The 17,537-nt window shown below is 73.7% G+C and carries 12 protein-coding genes; 6 read left to right on the top strand and 6 right to left on the bottom strand.

Features of this window, described 5'->3' with window-relative positions:
• Positions 1–166: 166 nt before the first annotated feature.
• Complete coding sequence (pepN, locus tag ACPC54_RS37780) at positions 167–2,806, top strand: aminopeptidase N (RefSeq protein ID WP_498971511.1); 2,640 nt, start codon at positions 167–169, stop codon at positions 2,804–2,806.
• Between the two features lie 177 nt (positions 2,807–2,983).
• On the opposite strand, the gene acnA is transcribed toward pepN, so the two are convergent.
• Positions 2,984–5,629 (bottom strand): aconitate hydratase AcnA, encoded by a 2,646-nt coding sequence (gene acnA / locus ACPC54_RS37775; protein ID WP_498971509.1) that lies wholly within the window; start codon positions 5,627–5,629, stop codon positions 2,984–2,986.
• A 345-nt stretch (positions 5,630–5,974) separates the two neighbouring features.
• On the opposite strand from acnA, the gene ACPC54_RS37770 reads away from it, so the two are divergent.
• The 4 genes from ACPC54_RS37770 (at position 5,975) to ACPC54_RS37755 (ending at position 8,625) form a co-directional block, all read left to right on the top strand.
• Complete coding sequence (locus ACPC54_RS37770; protein WP_498971507.1) at positions 5,975–6,499, top strand: SigE family RNA polymerase sigma factor; 525 nt, start codon at positions 5,975–5,977, stop codon at positions 6,497–6,499.
• A gap of 35 nt (positions 6,500–6,534) precedes the next feature.
• Positions 6,535–7,542, top strand: coding sequence for a hypothetical protein (locus tag ACPC54_RS37765; protein ID WP_498971505.1), 1,008 nt, complete (start codon positions 6,535–6,537; stop codon positions 7,540–7,542).
• A gap of 51 nt (positions 7,543–7,593) precedes the next feature.
• A complete protein-coding gene (locus ACPC54_RS37760) occupies positions 7,594–8,019 on the top strand; it encodes a type II toxin-antitoxin system VapC family toxin (RefSeq protein WP_498971503.1) in 426 nt (141 codons plus the stop codon).
• A gap of 72 nt (positions 8,020–8,091) precedes the next feature.
• Entirely contained in the window at positions 8,092–8,625 is a 534-nt protein-coding gene (locus tag ACPC54_RS37755) for a superoxide dismutase family protein (RefSeq protein ID WP_498971501.1), read from the top strand.
• A gap of 4 nt (positions 8,626–8,629) precedes the next feature.
• Here ACPC54_RS37755 and argF read toward each other — a convergent pair whose 3' ends face one another.
• The 3 genes from argF to ACPC54_RS37740 all read right to left on the bottom strand — a co-directional run bounded on the left by argF (position 8,630) and on the right by ACPC54_RS37740 (position 14,183).
• On the bottom strand, positions 8,630–9,631 hold the full coding sequence (gene argF, locus ACPC54_RS37750) for an ornithine carbamoyltransferase (protein ID WP_498971499.1): 1,002 nt from the start codon (positions 9,629–9,631) through the stop codon (positions 8,630–8,632).
• Between the two features lie 182 nt (positions 9,632–9,813).
• Positions 9,814–12,480: a polynucleotide kinase-phosphatase gene (locus tag ACPC54_RS37745; RefSeq protein WP_498971497.1), complete on the bottom strand. Its 2,667-nt coding sequence runs from the start codon at positions 12,478–12,480 to the stop codon at positions 9,814–9,816.
• The gene (locus ACPC54_RS37740) at positions 12,477–14,183 is read right to left on the bottom strand and encodes a 3' terminal RNA ribose 2'-O-methyltransferase Hen1 (RefSeq protein WP_498971495.1); all 1,707 of its coding nucleotides are present in this window, start codon (positions 14,181–14,183) and stop codon (positions 12,477–12,479) included. Before ACPC54_RS37740 ends, ACPC54_RS37745 begins: the two co-directional genes overlap by 4 nt.
• Positions 14,184–14,359: 176 nt before the next feature.
• Between ACPC54_RS37740 and dapD the strand changes: the two genes are divergently transcribed.
• Positions 14,360–15,352, top strand: a complete 993-nt coding sequence (dapD, locus tag ACPC54_RS37735) for a 2,3,4,5-tetrahydropyridine-2,6-dicarboxylate N-succinyltransferase (RefSeq protein ID WP_498971493.1) — start codon at positions 14,360–14,362, stop codon at positions 15,350–15,352.
• Positions 15,353–15,433: 81 nt separating this feature from the next.
• On the opposite strand, the gene ACPC54_RS37730 is transcribed toward dapD, so the two are convergent.
• Entirely contained in the window at positions 15,434–15,793 is a 360-nt protein-coding gene (locus tag ACPC54_RS37730; RefSeq protein WP_498971491.1) for a DUF6087 family protein, read from the bottom strand.
• Between the two features lie 74 nt (positions 15,794–15,867).
• Positions 15,868–16,773, bottom strand: coding sequence for a UTP--glucose-1-phosphate uridylyltransferase (locus ACPC54_RS37725; protein ID WP_498971489.1), 906 nt, complete (start codon positions 16,771–16,773; stop codon positions 15,868–15,870).
• Positions 16,774–17,537: the final 764 nt, after the last annotated feature.

Below are 17,537 nucleotides of genomic sequence, written 5' to 3'. Positions count from 1 at the left end.
CCAACACCCGCCCGCCGCCGCTGATTCCGGCCCGCCCACGGCGATGTGTGCAATGGTACCGGCGCGAACGCCGTGAAAGGATGCCCCCGGGTGCGCGGTGCACACCGCGCACCGGACCTCACCCCACCCACGCACCACCGTGCGAGCCGGACAAAGGAGTACCGCCGTGCCGGGCAAGAACCTGAGCCGCGACGAAGCCCAGCAGCGGGCCAGCATCCTGGCCGTGGACAGCTACCAGGTGCGGCTGGACGTGACCTCCGCCCCCGACCCGGCGGCCGCCACCTTCCGCTCCACCACCACCGTCGCCTTCCGCTGCGACCGCCCCGGCGCCACCACCTTCCTCGACCTGCTCGCCCCCGCAGTCCGCTCGGTCATCCTCAACGGCCGCGCCCTCGACCCGGCCACCGCCTACGACGGCGCCCGGGTGCACGTGGACGGACTGGCCGCCGAGAACGTCCTCACCGTCGAGGCCGACTGCGCGTACAGCCGCACCGGCGAGGGCCTGCACCGCTTCGTCGACCCCGTCGACGGCGAGACCTACCTCTACACCCACTACGAGCCGGCCGACGCCCGCCGGGTCTTCGCCACCTTCGAACAGCCCGACCTGAAGGCCCCGTTCACGTTCACCGTGACCGCCCCCGCCGCCTGGGACGTGTGGTCCAACGCCGTGCACGAGCGCGTGAGCGCGACCGGGCCCCTCCTGCCCGATGGCGGGCAGGGAGGGCGGGTCACCGGCGAAGGCGCCGCCCGCACCTGGGAGTTCGCGCCCACCAAGCCGATCTCCACCTACCTCACCGCCGTCGTCGCCGGCCCGTACCACATCGCCCGCGACCACTACCGCCGCGAACTCGCCGACGGCACCACCCTGGACATCCCGCTCTCCGCGATGTGCCGCAAGTCCCTCGCCCCGCACTTCGACGCGGACGAGATCCTCGGCGTCACCAAGCTCGGACTCGACTTCTTCCACGAGGAGTTCGACTACCCGTACCCCTTCGGCAAGTACGACCAGGCGTTCGTCCCCGAGTACAACATCGGCGCCATGGAGAACCCCGGCTGCGTCACCTTCAAGGAGGACTTCGTCTTCCGCTCCAAGGTCACCGACGCCGCCTACGAGAACCGCGCCAACGTCATCCTGCACGAGATGGCGCACATGTGGTTCGGCGACCTCGTCACCCCGCGCTGGTGGGACGACCTGTGGCTGAAGGAGTCCTTCGCCGACTTCATGGGCTCCTACGCCCTGATCGGCGCCCGCACCCGCTACTCCTCCGCCTGGGTCACCTTCGCCAACCAGCGCAAGGCCTGGGCCTACCGGCAGGACCAGTTCCCCACCACCCACCCGATCACCGCCGACATCCGCGACCTGGAGGACGCCAAGCTCAACTTCGACGGCATCACCTACGCCAAGGGCGCCGCCGTCCTCAAGCAGCTGGTCGCGTACGCCGGTTCGGACGCCTTCTTCGAGGGCGCCCGCCGCTACTTCAAGCGCCACGCCTTCGGCAACACCGAACTCACCGACCTGCTGGACGTGCTGGCCGAGACCAGCGGCCGCGACCTCAGGACCTGGGCCGCCGCCTGGCTGCAGACCGCCGGCGTGAACGCGCTCACCCCGCAGGTCACCGCCGACGCCGAGGGCCGGATCACCGAGCTCGCCGTCCTCCAGGACACTCCGAACGATACTGCGACTGCGTCGCGCGGCGTCCTCCGCCCGCACCGGATCGCGATCGGCCTCTACGACCGGAACGCGGACGGCGCCCTGGTGCGCACCGAGCGGATCGAGGCGGACATCGCCGGCGCCCGCACCGTCGTCGCCGAGGCCGCCGGCCGCCGCCGCCCCGCCCTCGTCCTGCTCAACGACGAGGACCTCACCTACTGCAAGATCCGCTTCGACGAGGAGTCCCTGGAGGCGCTGCGCACCGGCCTCGGCGACATCGACGACGAACTGGCCCGCGCGCTCGCCTGGTCCGCCGTCTGGAACCTCACCCGGGACGCCCTGATGCCGGCCCGCGACTACGTCGACCTGGTGCTGCGCTTCGCCGGCCAGGAGGGCAACATCGGCGTCCTGCAGTCGCTGCACGCCCAGGCCAAGACCGCCGTCGACCTGTACGCCGACCCGGCCTGGCGCGCCGAGGGCGCCCGGCTGCTCGCCGACGGCGCGCTGCGCGAGCTGCGCGCCGCCGTCCCCGGCAGCGACCACCAGCTCGCCTGGGCCCGCTTCCTCGCCCAGACCGCCGGCGGCGCCGAGCACCTCGGCCTGGTCCGCGGCCTGCTGACCGGCAGCGCCCGGATCGACGGCCTCGACGTCGACCAGGAGCTGCGCTGGGCCCTGTGGCTGGCCCTGGCCGCGGCCGGCCAGGCCACCGACGAGGAGCTGGCCGGCGAACTCGCCGCCGACAACACCGCCGGCGGCAAGCGCCAGTACACCCTGGCCCTGGCCGCCCGGCCCACCCCGGAGGCCAAGGCCGCCGCCTGGTCGGCCGTCGTCGACTCGGACGAGCTGCCGAACGCCCTGGTCGAGGCCAACATCGCGGGCTTCGCGCTGCCCTCCCACCGCGAGCTCACCGCCCTCTACGCGGCACCGTACTTCAAGCTGCTGGAGAAGATCTGGTCCGAGCGGACCATCGAGATCGCGATGCGCTTCGTCGGCGGCTTCTTCCCCGCCGCCCAGACCGACCGGCAGACCCTGGCCGAGGCCGACGCCTGGCTGGACGGGCACCCGCTGGCCGCCCCGGCGCTGCGCCGCCTGGTGCTGGAGCGCCGCGACGACCTGGCCCGGGCGCTGCGGGCGCAGGCCTGCGACGGGGCCTGATCCGACCGCCGAAGGGGCCCGCCGCACTCGTCGCGGCGGGCCCCTTCGGCCGTCCCGGGGCCCTTCGGCCTCGGGCCGTGCCCGGGCCGGCCGTCCGCGGCGTTCGCGGTGGCGGGGGCGAAAAAGGGGGCCGGACCCGCGCGGTGCGGGTCCGGCCCCCTTCAGGGGCTAGCGAGCTCAGCCGATGAGCGAGCGCAGCACGTACTGCAGGATGCCGCCGTTGCGGTAGTAGTCCGCCTCACCGGGGGTGTCGATGCGGACGACCGCGTCGAACTCCTTGTCCCCGGCCTTGACCTTGACGGTCTTCGGGGTGCGGCCCTCGTTGAGCTCGGTCACGCCGGTGAAGGAGAAGGTCTCCTCGCCGGTGAGGCCGAGGGACTCGGCGTTCTCGCCCTCCGGGAACTGCAGCGGCAGGACGCCCATGCCGATCAGGTTCGAGCGGTGGATGCGCTCGTACGACTCGGCGATGACGGCCTTGACGCCCAGCAGCGCGGTGCCCTTGGCGGCCCAGTCGCGGGACGAGCCGGAGCCGTACTCCTTGCCGGCCAGGACGACCAGCGGGATGCCGGCGGCCTGGTAGTTCTGCGAGGCGTCGTAGATGAACGACACCGGCGCGTCGGCCTGGGTGAAGTCGCGGGTGTAGCCGCCCTCGGTGCCCGGCGCGATCTGGTTGCGCAGGCGGATGTTGGCGAAGGTGCCGCGGATCATCACCTCGTGGTTGCCACGACGGGAACCGTAGGAGTTGAAGTCGCGCTTCTCGACACCGTTGGCGGTCAGGTACTGCGCCGCCGGGGTGCCCGGCTTGATGTTGCCGGCCGGGGAGATGTGGTCGGTGGTGACCGAGTCGCCCAGCTTGGCCAGGACGCGGGCGCCGGCGATGTCGCTCACCGGGCTCGGGGTCTTGGCCATGCCCTCGAAGTACGGGGGCTTGCGGACGTAGGTGGACTCGGCGTCCCACTCGAAGGTGTTGCCGGTCGGGACCGGGAGCGACTGCCAGCGGTAGTCGCCGGCGAAGACGTCCTGGTAGCCCTTGTCGAACATCGCCTCGTCGATGGAGCCGGCGACCGCGTCGGCGACCTCCTGCTCGGACGGCCAGATGTCGGCGAGGAAGACGTCGTTGCCGTCCGCGTCCTGGCCCAGGGCGTCCTTGGTGATGTCGACGTTCATGTTGCCGGCGAGGGCGTAGGCGACCACCAGCGGCGGGGAGGCCAGGTAGTTCATCTTGACGTCGGGGTTGATCCGGCCCTCGAAGTTGCGGTTGCCGGAGAGCACCGAGACGACGGCCAGGTCGGCCTCGTTGACGGCGGCCGAGACCTCCTCGGGCAGCGGGCCCGAGTTGCCGATGCAGGTGACGCAGCCGTAGCCGACCAGGTTGAAGCCCAGCTTCTCCATGTACGGGAGCAGGCCGGCCTTCTCGTAGTAGTCCATGACGACCTTGGAACCGGGCGCCAGGGTGGTCTTGACCCAGGGCTTGACGTGCAGGCCCTTCTCCACGGCCTTCTTCGCCAGCAGGGCGGCGCCCAGCATGACGGAGGGGTTGGAGGTGTTGGTGCAGGAGGTGATCGAGGCGATCACGACCGCGCCGTTGTCGATCTCGTAGGTCGAGCCGTCGGGGGCGGTGACGGCGGTCGGCTTCGAGGCCTCGGCGGAGTAGGCCGGCAGCGCCTCGGCGAACCTGCTCGCGGCCTCGGCCAGGATCACGCGGTCCTGCGGGCGCTTCGGGCCGGAGATCGACGGGACGACGGTGGAGACGTCCAGCTCCAGGTACTCGGAGTAGGCCGGCTCGTGCGCCGGGTTGTGCCAGAGGCCCTGCTCCTTGGCGTACGCCTCGACCAGCGCGAGCTGCTGCTCGTCGCGGCCGGTCAGGCGCAGGTAGTTGATGGTCTCGCCGTCGATCGGGAAGATCGCGCAGGTCGAGCCGAACTCCGGCGACATGTTGCCGATGGTGGCGCGGTTGGCCAGCGGGATGGCGCCGATGCCGTCGCCGTAGAACTCGACGAACTTGCCGACCACACCGTGCTTGCGCAGCATCTCGGTGATGGTGAGCACCAGGTCGGTGGCGGTGGTGCCGGCCGGCAGCTCGCCGGTCAGCTTGAAGCCGACCACGCGCGGGATCAGCATGGAGACCGGCTGGCCGAGCATGGCGGCCTCGGCCTCGATGCCGCCGACGCCCCAGCCCAGCACGCCCAGGCCGTTGACCATGGTGGTGTGCGAGTCGGTGCCGACGCAGGTGTCGGGGTAGGCCTGGCCGTTACGGACCATGACCGTGCGGGCCAGGTGCTCGATGTTCACCTGGTGCACGATGCCGGTGCCCGGCGGGACGACCTTGAACTCGTCGAAGGCGGTCTGGCCCCAGCGCAGGAACTGGTAGCGCTCCTTGTTGCGGCCGTACTCGATCTCGACGTTCTGGGTGAACGCGTCCTTGGTGCCGAACTTGTCGGCGATGACCGAGTGGTCGATGACCAGCTCGGCCGGGGCGAGCGGGTTGATCTTGGCCGGGTCGCCGCCCAGCTCCTTGACGGCCTCGCGCATGGTGGCGAGGTCGACCACGCACGGCACGCCGGTGAAGTCCTGCATGATCACGCGGGCCGGCGTGAACTGGATCTCCTGGCTGGGCTGGGCGTTCTCGTCCCAGTTGCCGAGGGCGCGGATGTGGTCGGCGGTGATGTTCGCGCCGTCCTCCGTGCGGAGCAGGTTCTCCAGCAGCACCTTGAGGCTGTAGGGCAGCCGCTCGGAACCCTCGACGGCGGAGAGCTTGAAGATCTCGTACGACTCGTCGCCCACCTGCAGCGAGCTGCGGGCGTCGAAGCTGTTCGCGGACACGACTGACTCCTTCTGGGTGCTTCGTGCGGTATCCGGCGCGCACGCGGTGGTAAGGTCAGCCTTACTTAGGCCTGCCTTGCCGCGTCACCGGCGAGCGCCTCTCGGCAAGTATCTTGATGTCGAGATATATCGTAAGGGGCAGTTATCTCGATGTCGAGATAAACCATAGTGCATGCCGCCGTCCACACCACCGCAGGCATGCCCCCGGTCTACCTTCACCTCCTTTCGCCCCCACCGCACCCGGCCGACCCCCGCACGAACAACCCGTAACGCCACCCCCGGGCTCGGGCGTCCAGTCGGACACAGGGGCGGACGACGCCCGCACACGGGGCACGAGGGGACAGCGTGATCGGGAAGACACGACGGGCCGAGGAGGCCGCGGAGTTCGAGGCCTTCGCACACAGCCGCGGGCAGCGCCTCTTCCGCACCGCACTACTGCTCTGCGGCGACTGGCACCTGGCCGAGGACCTCACCCAGGTCACCCTCGCCAAGCTCTTCGCCGCCTGGCCCAGGGCCCGCCGCGCCGAGAACCAGGACGCCTACGCCCGCAGCACCCTCGTCCGCAGCTACCTCTCCCACCGCCGGCTGCGCCGCACCGGCGAACGGCCCTCCCTCGGCGAACTCCCCGAAGGCGTCGCCCCCGGCGACGACCCGACCCTGCGGATCACCCTGCTCACCGCACTCGCCGAACTCACGCCCCGCGACCGCGCCGTGCTCGTCCTGCGCTACTGGGAGGACCGCAGCGTCGCCGAGACCGCCGCCGAACTCGGCCTCAACCAGGGCGCGGTCCGCACCCAGTCGCTGCGCGCCCTCGGCCGGCTGCGCGCCGTCCTCGGCCCGGACGCCGCCGAGCAGCTCGCCCGCCCCTAGACCCGTCCACGTACGCCGGAAAGGAATCCCGCCCCATGAACGAGCCCGACGCGGACGCCCGGAAGCTGTCCGCCGCCTTCGAGCGGACCATGGACGGCCTCGGCCCCGACCTCGGCACGCTGGTCGCCGCCAGCGCCCGGCAGGGCCGCTCGATCCGCCGCCGGCGCCGACTGACCGTCGCCGGCGCCGTCACGGCCGTGGCCGCGCTCGCGGTCGGCGGCACCGTCGCCCTGCGGACGGACGGCACGGACGGCACCACGGCGGTGGCCGCCTCCTCCGCCACCGCCGCCCCCAGCACCGCCTCCTCCCCCGCCCCGAGCCCGCGGTTCCCGCAACCGCTCCAGCAGACGGAGGACACCACCGAACCGCCACTACCCGGCACCGGCCCGCACACCGGCAAGGTCGCCCTGACCGGGCGCGCCGCACTGTCCGTCCTCACGAAGGCGCTGCCCACCGACGGGCGCACCTCCGACTACTCCGGCCACTCCGCGCTGATCAAGGCGAACGCCGCGGACCCCGGGAGCGCGCTGACCATGGCCCACATGCTCTACGACGACGGCAGCGGCCCGGCCGACGTCCGGATCATGATCGAGGAGGGCTTCGGCACCCACCTCCGGACCGACTCCCACCCCAACCTCGACGACATGATGAGCTGCGCCGTCATCAACAGGGGCGGCCAGTTCCGCTACTGCTCCGACACCGCGCTCCCGGACGGCGGCCGCCTGCTGCTCACCGAACACGCGACGGGCGACATCCTCCTGCGCGAGGCCAGCCTGCTGCGCCCCGACCAGGCCCGGGTGACGGTCGGCGCCGCCAACACGGCGGAGGTCGCCGACCACGCCAAGGTCCAGGTCGTCCGGGAGGGCCTGCCACTCAGCCTCGACCAGCTGAAGGCCGCGGCGGAGTCCACCGACCTGCGGCTGTGGATCACCCCCGAGCAGGCGAAGGAGGCCGAGCGGACGATCCGCCCGTTCCGCGACGACACCCCGGGACAGACCGGGCCGCACCCGCCCGCGACCCCGAAGCCCGGCGCCACCGGGTGAGGCCCCGCCCGGTACCGTGGCCGGTGTGGTGACGGGAAGAGGGGGTCGGGGATGATCGTGGTGGACGCGTCCGCGCTGGTACTGGCACTGGCCGACGAGGGCCCGCGCGGGGCCACCGCCCGGGCCGAACTCGCCGCCGGCGGCGAGTGGCTGGCACCCGAGCACATCACCGTCGAGGTGATGCAGTCGCTGCGCGGCCTCTACCTGGCCAAGGAGCTGACCGCCGGGCGGGTCGCCGAACTCACCGGCGAACTGGCCGCGGTGGCGATCCGCAAGGTCGAGGTGGCGCCACTGCTCGGCCGGATCTGGGAACTCAAGGACAACCTCACCCCGGACGACGCCGCCTACGTCGCGGTCGCCGAGCAGTACGGGGTGCCGCTGGTCACCGCCGACCTGCGGCTGATGCGGGCCAGCGGGCCGCGCTGCGAGATCCGCGGCATCCAGGGCGCAGCCCGGAGCCCGCGCGACGCGCACTGACCGGGTGTCCTCCCGCGGGCCGACACCGTTAGCAGGGCGACTCCGTCGCCCCGCCCCCGGAAGGCCCGCCCGATGACCGCTCCGCTCGCCGCCGCCCTGCTGCCGCTGGCCCTGCTCGCCCCGGCCGCCTCACCGGTCTCCGTCGTCGAGGCCGACTTCGACCCGGCCACCGCCTTCGTCCCGCCGGCCGCGATCAGCTACGCCCAGGACCTGGTCCCGTACGGCTCGCACGCCCGGGTGGTCACCGACCGCTCGACGCCCGGGCGCACGGTGCTCACCCTGACGGCGACCGGGCTGGCCCCCGGCCACGAGTTCCCGGTGCACCTGCACACCGGCACCTGCGGGGCCGACCCGGCCGCCTCCGGGCCGCACTACCAGGACGCCGTCGACCCGGTGCAGCCCTCCACCGACCCGGCGTACGCCAACGCCCGCAACGAGCTGCGGATGGTGCTGCGCACCGACGCGCACGGCGACGGCACCGCCTCGGCCGCGGTGGCCTGGCAGCCGCGGCCGGGCGGGGCGCGCTCGCTGGTGCTGCACGCGGGCACCCCGGCCGGACCGCACGCGGCGGGCGACCGGGTGGGCTGCGTCAAGCTGGAGCGCTGAGCGGCTACGAGCCCAGCGTGGCGACCAGCACCGCCTTGATGGTGTGCAGGCGGTTCTCGGCCTGGTCGAAGACGACGGAGTGCGCCGACTCGAACAGCTCGTCGGTGCACTCCAGCTCGGTCATGCCGGTCGTCTCGTGCATCTGCCGCCCGAGCGCGGTGCCCAGGTCGTGGAAGGCCGGCAGGCAGTGCAGGAACTTCACGTCCGGGTTGCCGGTGGCCCGGACGGTGTCCATGGACACCTGGTACGGCTTCAGCAGCTCGATCCGCTCGGCCCAGACCTCCTTGGGCTCGCCCATCGACACCCAGACGTCGGTGTAGAGGAAGTCGGCGCCGGCCACGCCCGCGGCCACGTCCTCGGTCAGGGTGATCCGGGCACCGCTGCGCTCGGCCAGGGCCCGCGCCGCCTTCTGCACGTCCTCGGCCGGCCAGAGGGCGCGCGGGGCGACGATCCGGATGTCCATGCCGAGCAGGGCGCCGGTGACCAGCAGCGAGTTGCCCATGTTGGAGCGGGCGTCGCCGAGGTAGGCGAGGGCGACCTCGGTGAGCGGCTTGGCGGTGTGCTCGGTGACGGTGAGCACGTCGGCCAGCATCTGGGTGGGGTGCCACTCGTCGGTCAGACCGTTCCAGACCGGGACGCCGGCGTACTCGGCCAGCTCCTCGACGATCGCCTGGCCGTGGCCGCGGTACTCGATGCCGTCGAACATCCGGCCCAGCACCCGGGCGGTGTCCTTGACGGACTCCTTGTGGCCCATCTGCGAGCCGGCCGGGTCCAGGTAGGTGGTGGAGGCGCCCTGGTCGTGGGCGGCGACCTCGAACGCGCAGCGGGTGCGGGTGGAGGTCTTCTCGAAGATCAGCGCGATGTTCTTGCCGCGCAGCCGGGGCTGCTCGGTGCCCGCGCGCTTGGCCGCCTTGAGGGAGGCGGCGAGGTCGACCAGGAAGCGGAACTCCTGGGGCGTGAAGTCGAGCTCCTTGAGGAAGTGCCTGTTCCGGAGGTTGAAGGCCATACCGGGCTCCTGGGGTGACGTGGAAGGGTGGGACGGGGGCGCTGGACGGGATCCGGCGGTCCGGACCGGAAAGCAGCAAGTATATACGAGTGCTCGAATTTGTATGCAGAATGGAGGGCGGGGAGGGGGAGCCCCGGCGGGACTCCCCCTCGCCCGGCCGCCGCTCCCTCGCCCGGCCGCCGCTACAGGCGCGGGTCGACCGGCTCCGACTCCAGCGCCAGCACCGCGAACACCGGCTCGTGCACCCGCCACAGCGGCTCCCCCGCCGCCAGCCGGTCCAGCGCCTCCAAGCCCAGCGCGTACTCGCGCAGCGCCAGCGAGCGCTTGTGGCCGAGCGCGCGCTCGCGCAGCCGGTCCAGGTGCTCGGTGTAGTCGGGGCCGTAGATGATCCGCAGGTACTCCCGGCCGCGCACCTTCACGCCCGGCTGCACCAGGCCGCCCGGGCGGCCCTCGCCGCGGACCGTCCGCACCAGCGAGGCCAGCGGCTTGACCACCATGCCCTCGCCGCCCGCGCCGGTCAGCTCCTCCCACCAGGCGGTTCCGGCGGCCACCGAGGCCTCGTCCTCGGTGTCGACCGGCAGCCGGCCGGTGCGCTGCAGCAGCTTCCCGGCGCCGGCCGCGCCGACCGCGTGGTCCGCGTCGTCGGCGTCGTCGGCGTGGTCCGCGTCGTCGGCGTGGTCCGCGTCGACCAGGCGGTCGATCCACGCCAGGTGCTCGTCGTGCGGGCGCACCGCGAGGTTCGCGCCCTCGGCGGCGAGCAGCTGGAACGGCGCCAGCCGGATGCCCGACAGGCCCTCGGTCGGCCAGCAGTAGCGCCGGTACGCCTCGGTGAAGGCCCGCGCGTCCGCCGAGCGCCGCCGCTGCCGCGCGGTCAGCTCCGCCAGGTCCAGCCCGCGCCCGGCGGCCCGCTCCAGCGCGGACAGCACCTCGGGCAGGGCGGCGCCGGCCGCCGCGCCGACCGCCGCGTACTGGCGGCGCAGCAGCTCCACGGCCTTCAGCGACCACGGCATCAGCTCGGCGTCCAACAGCAGCCAGTCGGTGCCCAACTCCTCGAACAGGCCCGCCCGTTCGGCCGCCACCCGGACCCGGCCGAGGACCGCCCCGGTCAGCCCGTCGTCGGCCAGGAAGGCCCGGCCGGTGCGGGTCCAGATCGCGCCCGGGCCGGCCGCACCGAAGCGCCGCTCCAGCGCCGCGTCGTCCCGGGAGACCAGCAGCACCGCGCGCGAGCCCATGTGCTTCTCCTCGCACAGCACCTGCCGCACGCCGTCCGCGCGGTAGGCCGCGAACGCCTCCTCCGGGTGCTCCAGGTAGCCGTCCCGGCGGGACGTCGGGGTGGGCGCCATGGTCGGCGGCAGGTAGGCGAGCAGCCGCGGGTCCAGCGCGAAGCGGCTCATCACCTCCAGCGCCGCCGCCGCGTTCTCCTCCCGGACGGCGACCCGGCCGTGCAGGGCCGTCTCGACGATCCGGCGGCCCGCCACGTCGGCGAGGTCAAGCGGACGGCCCTCCCGGGCGCCCGGCGCGTCCGTGATCAGCGGGCGCACCGGCGCGTACCACTCCCGCTCGGCCTCGACGCCCACCAGCTCGCGCTCCGGGTAGCGCAGCGCCGTCAGGCTGCCGCCGAAGACGCAGCCGGTGTCCAGGCAGATGGTGTTGTTGACGAAGCTCGCGGTCGGCACCGGGGTGTGGCCGTACACCACCAGCGCCCGGCCGCGGTACTCCTCCGCCCACGGGTAGCGCACCGGCAGGCCGTACTCGTCGGTCTCGCCGGTGGTCTCCCCGTACAGCGCGTGCGAGCGCACCCGGCCGGAGGCGCGGCCGTGGTAGCGCTCCGGCAGGCCCGCGTGGCACACCACCAGGGCGCCGCCGTCCAGCACGTAGTGGCTGACCAGGCCGCGCATGAACGCGCGCACCTCCGCCTTGAACTCCTCCGTCTCGCCGGCCAGTTGGTCCAGCGACTCGCGCAGGCCGTGCGAGACGGTGACCTTCTTGCCGTCCAGCGCCCGGCCCAGCTTGTTCTCGTGGTTGCCGGGCACGCAGAGCGCGTGGCCGGCCGCCACCATGCCCATCACCAGGCGCAGCACGCCCGGGGTGTCCGGGCCGCGGTCGACCAGGTCGCCGACGAACACGGCGGTGCGGCCCCCCGGGTGGGCGGCGTCCACCGGGCGGCCTTCCTCGTCCCGGGTCAGCGCGTAGCCGAGGCGGGTCAGCAGGGTCTCCAGCTCGGACCGGCAGCCGTGGATGTCGCCGACGATGTCGAACGGGCCGGCGAGGTGGCGCAGGTCGTTGTAGCGCTTCTCCAGCTCGATCTCGGCCGCCGCCACCTCGGCCTCGCCGCGCAGCACGTGCACCTTGCGGAAGCCCTCGCGCTCCAGGCCGCGGAGCGAGCGGCGCAGCTCGCGGTTCTGGCGCGGGACCACGTGCGCGGGCAGCTGACGGTCCGGGCGGGAGCGGTTGCGCTCGGCGCACACCCCCGGCGGGACGTCCAGGACGATCGCGATCGGCAGCACGTCGTGCTCGCGGGCGATCGCCACCAGCTGCCGGCGGGCCTCCGGCTGGACGTTGGTGGCGTCCACGACGGTCAGGCGGCCGGCCGCGAGGCGCTTGCCGACGATGTAGTGCAGCACGTCGAAGGCCTCGGCGGAGGCCGACTGGTCGTTCTCGTCGTCGGCGACCAGGCCGCGGCAGAAGTCCGAGGAGACCACCTGGGTGGGCAGGAAGTGGCGGCGGGCGAAGGTGGACTTGCCCGCGCCGCTGGTGCCGATCAGCACGACCAGGGAGACGTCGGTGACGGGGAGGCGGCGGGGGGCCGCCGGCTCCCGGTCGGGCTTCGGCGTGGCTTCGTCGGTCATCGGGGCTCGCCTCCTTCGGGGGCTTCGGGCTTCGCGGGGGTGGTGCGCTCGGTGATGCGCTCGGTGGTGCGCTCGGTGGCGCGATCGGTGGTGCGCTCGGCCGTGGTCCGGGGCGCGCTCCCGGTGGGGCCCGCGGTCGTGAACAGGGCCAGCTGGGTGGGCGCGCCGACCTCCTCGTCCTCCGGGCCGACCGGGCACAGCTCCACCGCGTAGCCGTACGCGGCCGCGACCTTCCCGGCCCAGGCGCGGAACTCGGCGCGGGACCACTCGAAGCGGTGGTCCGCGTGCCGGACGTGGCCCGCCGGCAGCGTCTCCCAGCGGACGTTGTACTCGGCGTTCGGGGTGGTGACGACGACCGCCCGCGGCCGGGCGGCGCCGAACACCGCGTACTCCAGCGCGGGCAGCCGCGGCAGGTCCAGGTGCTCGATCACCTCGCACAGCACCGCCGCGTCGTAGCCCTTCAGCCGGGCGTCGGTGTACGTCAGCGCGCCCTGCGCCAGCCGCACCCGGGACGCCTGGCGCTCCGGCAGCCGCTCCAGGCGCAGCTTGCGGCGCGCGGCCTGCAGCGCGCGGACCGAGACGTCCACGCCGAGGACCTCGGTGAACCGGGCGTCCTTCAGCAGCTCGCCGATCAACTCGCCCTGGCCGCAGCCGAGATCGGCGACCCGGGCGGCGCCGGCCCGGTGCAGGGCGGCGACGATCGCGGTGCGGCGCTGCTCGGCCAGGGACGGCGGCTTGGGCTCCCGCTGCGCCCGCTGCTCCTCGGGGGCGTCCGGGGTCTCCGGGGTCTCCGGGGTCTCCGGGGTCTCCGGGGTCTCCGGGGTCTCCGGGGTCTCCGGGGCGTCCGGGGTCTCCGGGGCCTCCTCGTCGGGCCGGTCGTCGACCGCGTTGTCGATCTCCTCGACCTCGCGGTCGTCCGCCTCCGCCAGCCGGGCCAGCTCCAGGCGCTCCATCGCCGCCCGGGCCAGCGACCAGCGCCGGGCCAGGTAGCGGCGGGTGATCAGGGCGCGCTCCGGGTGGCCGGCCAGCCAGCCCTCGCCGGCGGCGAGCAGCTTGTCCACCTCGTCCGGCGCGACCCAGTAGTGCTTGGCGCCGTCCAGCACCGGCAGCAGCACGTACAACTGCTGGAGCGCGTCCGCCAGCCGGGCCGCGTCCGAGGACAGCTCGATCCGCACGTACCGGGACTCGCCCCACTCCGGGAACGCCTCGTCCATTGGGACCGCCGCCGCCTCGACCCGCCAGCCCAGCGGCTCGAACAGCCGGGCCACCATGGCCGGCCCGCCGCCCTCGCCCGCGCCGTTCGCCGGCACGGCGGGCAGCGCGATCCGCAACGGGCGGGCCCGGCCGGGCAGCTCGGGCCGCTGCGGGCAGTCGCCCTTCATCGCCGAGCGGAACACCGTGCGCAGCGCCACCGCGAGCAGCGAGGAGGCCGCGTACGGGCGGTCGTTGACGTACTGGGAGAGCGCGAAGTCCGGCGACCCGCTGCGGCCTTTGCCCCGGCCCTTACGGACCAGCGCGATCGGGTCGACGTCCAGCAGCAGCGCGGCCGTGCACAGCTCCTCCCCCGCCTCGGGGTAGAACACGTGGGCCTCGCCGTGCGACGTGGTGAACCGCTGGACCTTGCCGGGGTGCTTGTGCAGCAGGAACCCGAGGTCCGTGGCCGGACCCTCGGCGCTGCCGGTGGTGGAGATCGACATGAACACCCGAGCGAGTATCGCCGACCGGAGGGCCGCTGAGCACCGGGTTTTCCCGTCCGGCGGGCCCGCCGGGGCGTGGCGCCGGGGCGCCCGCGGGTGGCGTGTCCAGCGGCGTGCGGGCCACACGTCCGAACACCGGGCGTGTTCGGCAGTGGGCCCCGGCATTGGTTAACGTGCTCGGTGTGACTGCTGAATCCACCACCCCCCGCCCGAACGGTGCCGTGGCCGCCGGCCTGGCCACCATCGCCGCCGACGGCACCGTCCTCGACACCTGGTACCCGGCCCCCGTCCTGACCGCCGAGCCCGGCCCGGCCGGCACCGTCCGCCTGACCGCCGAGCAGGCCGAGGCCGAGCTCGGCGCCGGCGCCGCCGAGGCGCTGCGCACCGACGCCCGCCGCGGCGTCGAGGTCGTCGCCGTGCGCACCACCATCTCCTCGCTCGACGAGAAGCCCCTCGACACCCACGACGTCTACCTGCGGCTGCACCTGCTCAGCCACCGCCTGGTCCAGCCGCACGGGCAGAACCTGGACGGCATCTTCGGGCTGCTCGCCAACGTCGCGTGGACCAGCATCGGCCCCGTCCCGGTGGACCAGGTCGAGCAGGCCCGCCTCGCGGTGCGCGCCCAGGGCGGCCAGCTGGCCGTCTACGGCATCGACAAGTTCCCGCGGATGACCGACTACGTCGCCCCGACCGGGGTGCGCATCGCGCACGCCGACCGCGTCCGGCTCGGCGCGCACCTGGCCGCCGGCACCACCGTGATGCACGAGGGCTTCGTCAACTTCAACGCCGGCACGCTCGGCACCTCGATGGTCGAGGGCCGGATCAGCGCGGGCGTCGTCGTCGGCGACCACAGCGACATCGGCGGCGGCGCCTCGATCATGGGCACCCTGTCCGGCGGCGGCAAGCAGGTCGTCTCGGTCGGCCAGCGCTGCCTGCTCGGCGCCAACGCGGGCATCGGCATCTCGCTCGGCAACGACTGCGTCGTCGAGGCCGGCCTGTACGTCACCGCCGGCACCAGGGTCACCACCCCGGCCGGCACGGTCGCCAAGGCCGTCGAGCTGTCCGGGCAGGACAACCTGCTGTTCCGCCGCAACTCGCAGACCGGCTCGGTCGAGGTCATCGCCCGCTCCGGCTCCTGGGGCGGCCTGAACGCCGACCTGCACGCGCACAACTGACCTGCGGGACACCGGGTTTCGGGCCCGGTCGCCGGATCTCCCGGCGGCCGGGCCCGTTCGCTTGCTTCGCGGCCGGGGCGCTCAGGACGGCTTGCGGTGGCGGCCCGGCGCCTTGCCCGGTCGGCCCGGTCGGCCCGGCTGGCCCGGTCGGCCCGGCTGGCCCGGCTGGCCCGGTCGGCCCGGCTGGCCCGGTTGGACTTCACCGCCCGCCTCGACGCCGTTCAGCGCCCGCTGCGCGGCGGCGTAGTCCTCCACCACCGCGTCGGGCAGCCACTGGTAGCCGTCCCAGCGCATGATCAGCCGCGGCTCGTCCGGCGTCACGTGGGCGCCGACGCGCTGCCCGTCCGACAGCCGTACCGCCCGCAACTTCCCGACCGGGCGCCGCCGTTGCTCCCGCCGCGCCGCCCACTCCGCCAGCGACTCGTCCTCGTCCTCACGCATCGCCCCAGTCTGGCCTGCCGGGCGGCGGCGCGGCACCCGGCTTCACCCGTCCGAGGGACGGCCGGGGTCGCGAATCACCCTGCGTCGGGCGTGAGTTCGGCGGCGAGGCGGCGCAGCTCCGGCCCGTACTCCGGGTCGGCGAGGGCGGTGGCGAACTGGGCGCGCAGGTACGCGACGGGATTGCCGGTGTCGTACCAGGTGCCGTCGATGACCTGCCCGTACACGGCGCGGCGGGCCGCGTACGCGTTGATCGCGTCGGTCAGGTACACCTCGTCCTCGGGCTTCTCGTGCCAGCGGCGGGTGAGTTCGCGGATCTCGTCGACGATGCCCGGGGTGACCACGTAACCGCCGATGGCCGCGTAGGCGGACGGCGCGTCGGCCGGCTTCGGCTTCTCCACCAGGCCGCTGATCCGCAGCGACCCGCCGCCGAGGTCCTCCTTCACCACCGGCACGCCGTAGCGGTACGAGTCCTCCGGCGCCATCGGCATCAGCGCCAGCACCGGCGCGTTCGTCTGCTCGTACGCCCGGACCAGCTGCTGCGCGCGGGGCACCTCGGCGACGAACACGTCGTCCGGCCACAGCACCAGGAACGGCTCGTCCCCGAAGTGCCGGGCCGCGTTCAGCACCGGCGTGCCGTTGCCGTACGGGCCCTGCTGGTACAGGTAGCTGATGTGGCCCTTGCGGGCCAGCTCCCCGATCTCCTCGACGGCGTCCGCGAACGCCGCCTTGCCGTCGCGGCGCAGCTGCTCGACCAGCACCGGGTTCGGGCGGAAGTGCTCCTGGATCAGGCTCTTGTCGCCGGACACGACGATGGTGATGTCGGTGACGCCGGAATCCACCAGCTCCCGGACGGTGTGCTCGATCACCGGCTTGTCCCCGACCGGCAGCATCTCCTTCGGGGTCGCCTTGGTCATGGGCAGCAGCCGGGAACCCAACCCCGCCGCCGGGATGACGGCACGGCGGATCGTCTTGGGAGCCATGTGACCCTCTCTCAGATGTGTCGACACTCGCGCGCGGCCGACGCCTCACCGCGGCCGTCCGCCGACGCTACCAACGCCGCCGGCATGATCATCCACCGTGCGGGATCGGGAAGTTGAACACAGTCGCACGGTCGGCCCAACACCACGGCGCGAGGTTGACGGCACGCCCGGCGGTTCCGCGAGCCCGCAGAGCGGAGGGGCCAAAGTTTGCCCCCGCCCTGCACCTTGGTCGAGGACCAGGGCCGTCTCGTACAGGCCGGGTCCTCGCCGTCCCGCGGTCGCGGCTGTTCACGGTTCGGGCCGGACTGTTCCTCGCCAGCCTCGGCGCCGCAGGCCCGCCGGGCGCCGAGGGCCAACATTTGCCCCTCGCACACTTTCTGGGCCCTCCCCCCTCCCCTCCCCTCCCCCCGCCCGCCCGCCCGTGCCACACCGCACATCCCCTGGCTGCTGGGCGCCGGGCACGCCGGCGCCCAGCAGCCACCCACCCCGCGGTTGCCCCCAGGTTTCCTGTTCGCCGCCCCGCGCCACCGCGCGGGGCGGCGAACCCCTGACGCCTCGGCCTCACCGCGCTTCGCAGCGCCGAGGTCACACGCTCCCTGGGGCGGGCGCCACCGCAGGACCACTCTTCCCCGGGGCCTCGGGGGCGCGGGCCCCCCGCCCCCCCGCCCCCCCACCCCGCGGCCCCCCCCCCCCCCCCCGACCAAGCTTGGGCGCCCCGCCCGTGGCCCGCGGCCGCCCGCGCCCCCCCGCCCCCCAGAGCGCCC

This window comes from Kitasatospora sp. NPDC094028, from assembly GCF_049543595.1.
Lineage (GTDB): Bacteria > Actinomycetota > Actinomycetes > Streptomycetales > Streptomycetaceae > Kitasatospora.
This window is presented reverse-complemented; position numbering and strand designations above follow the sequence as displayed.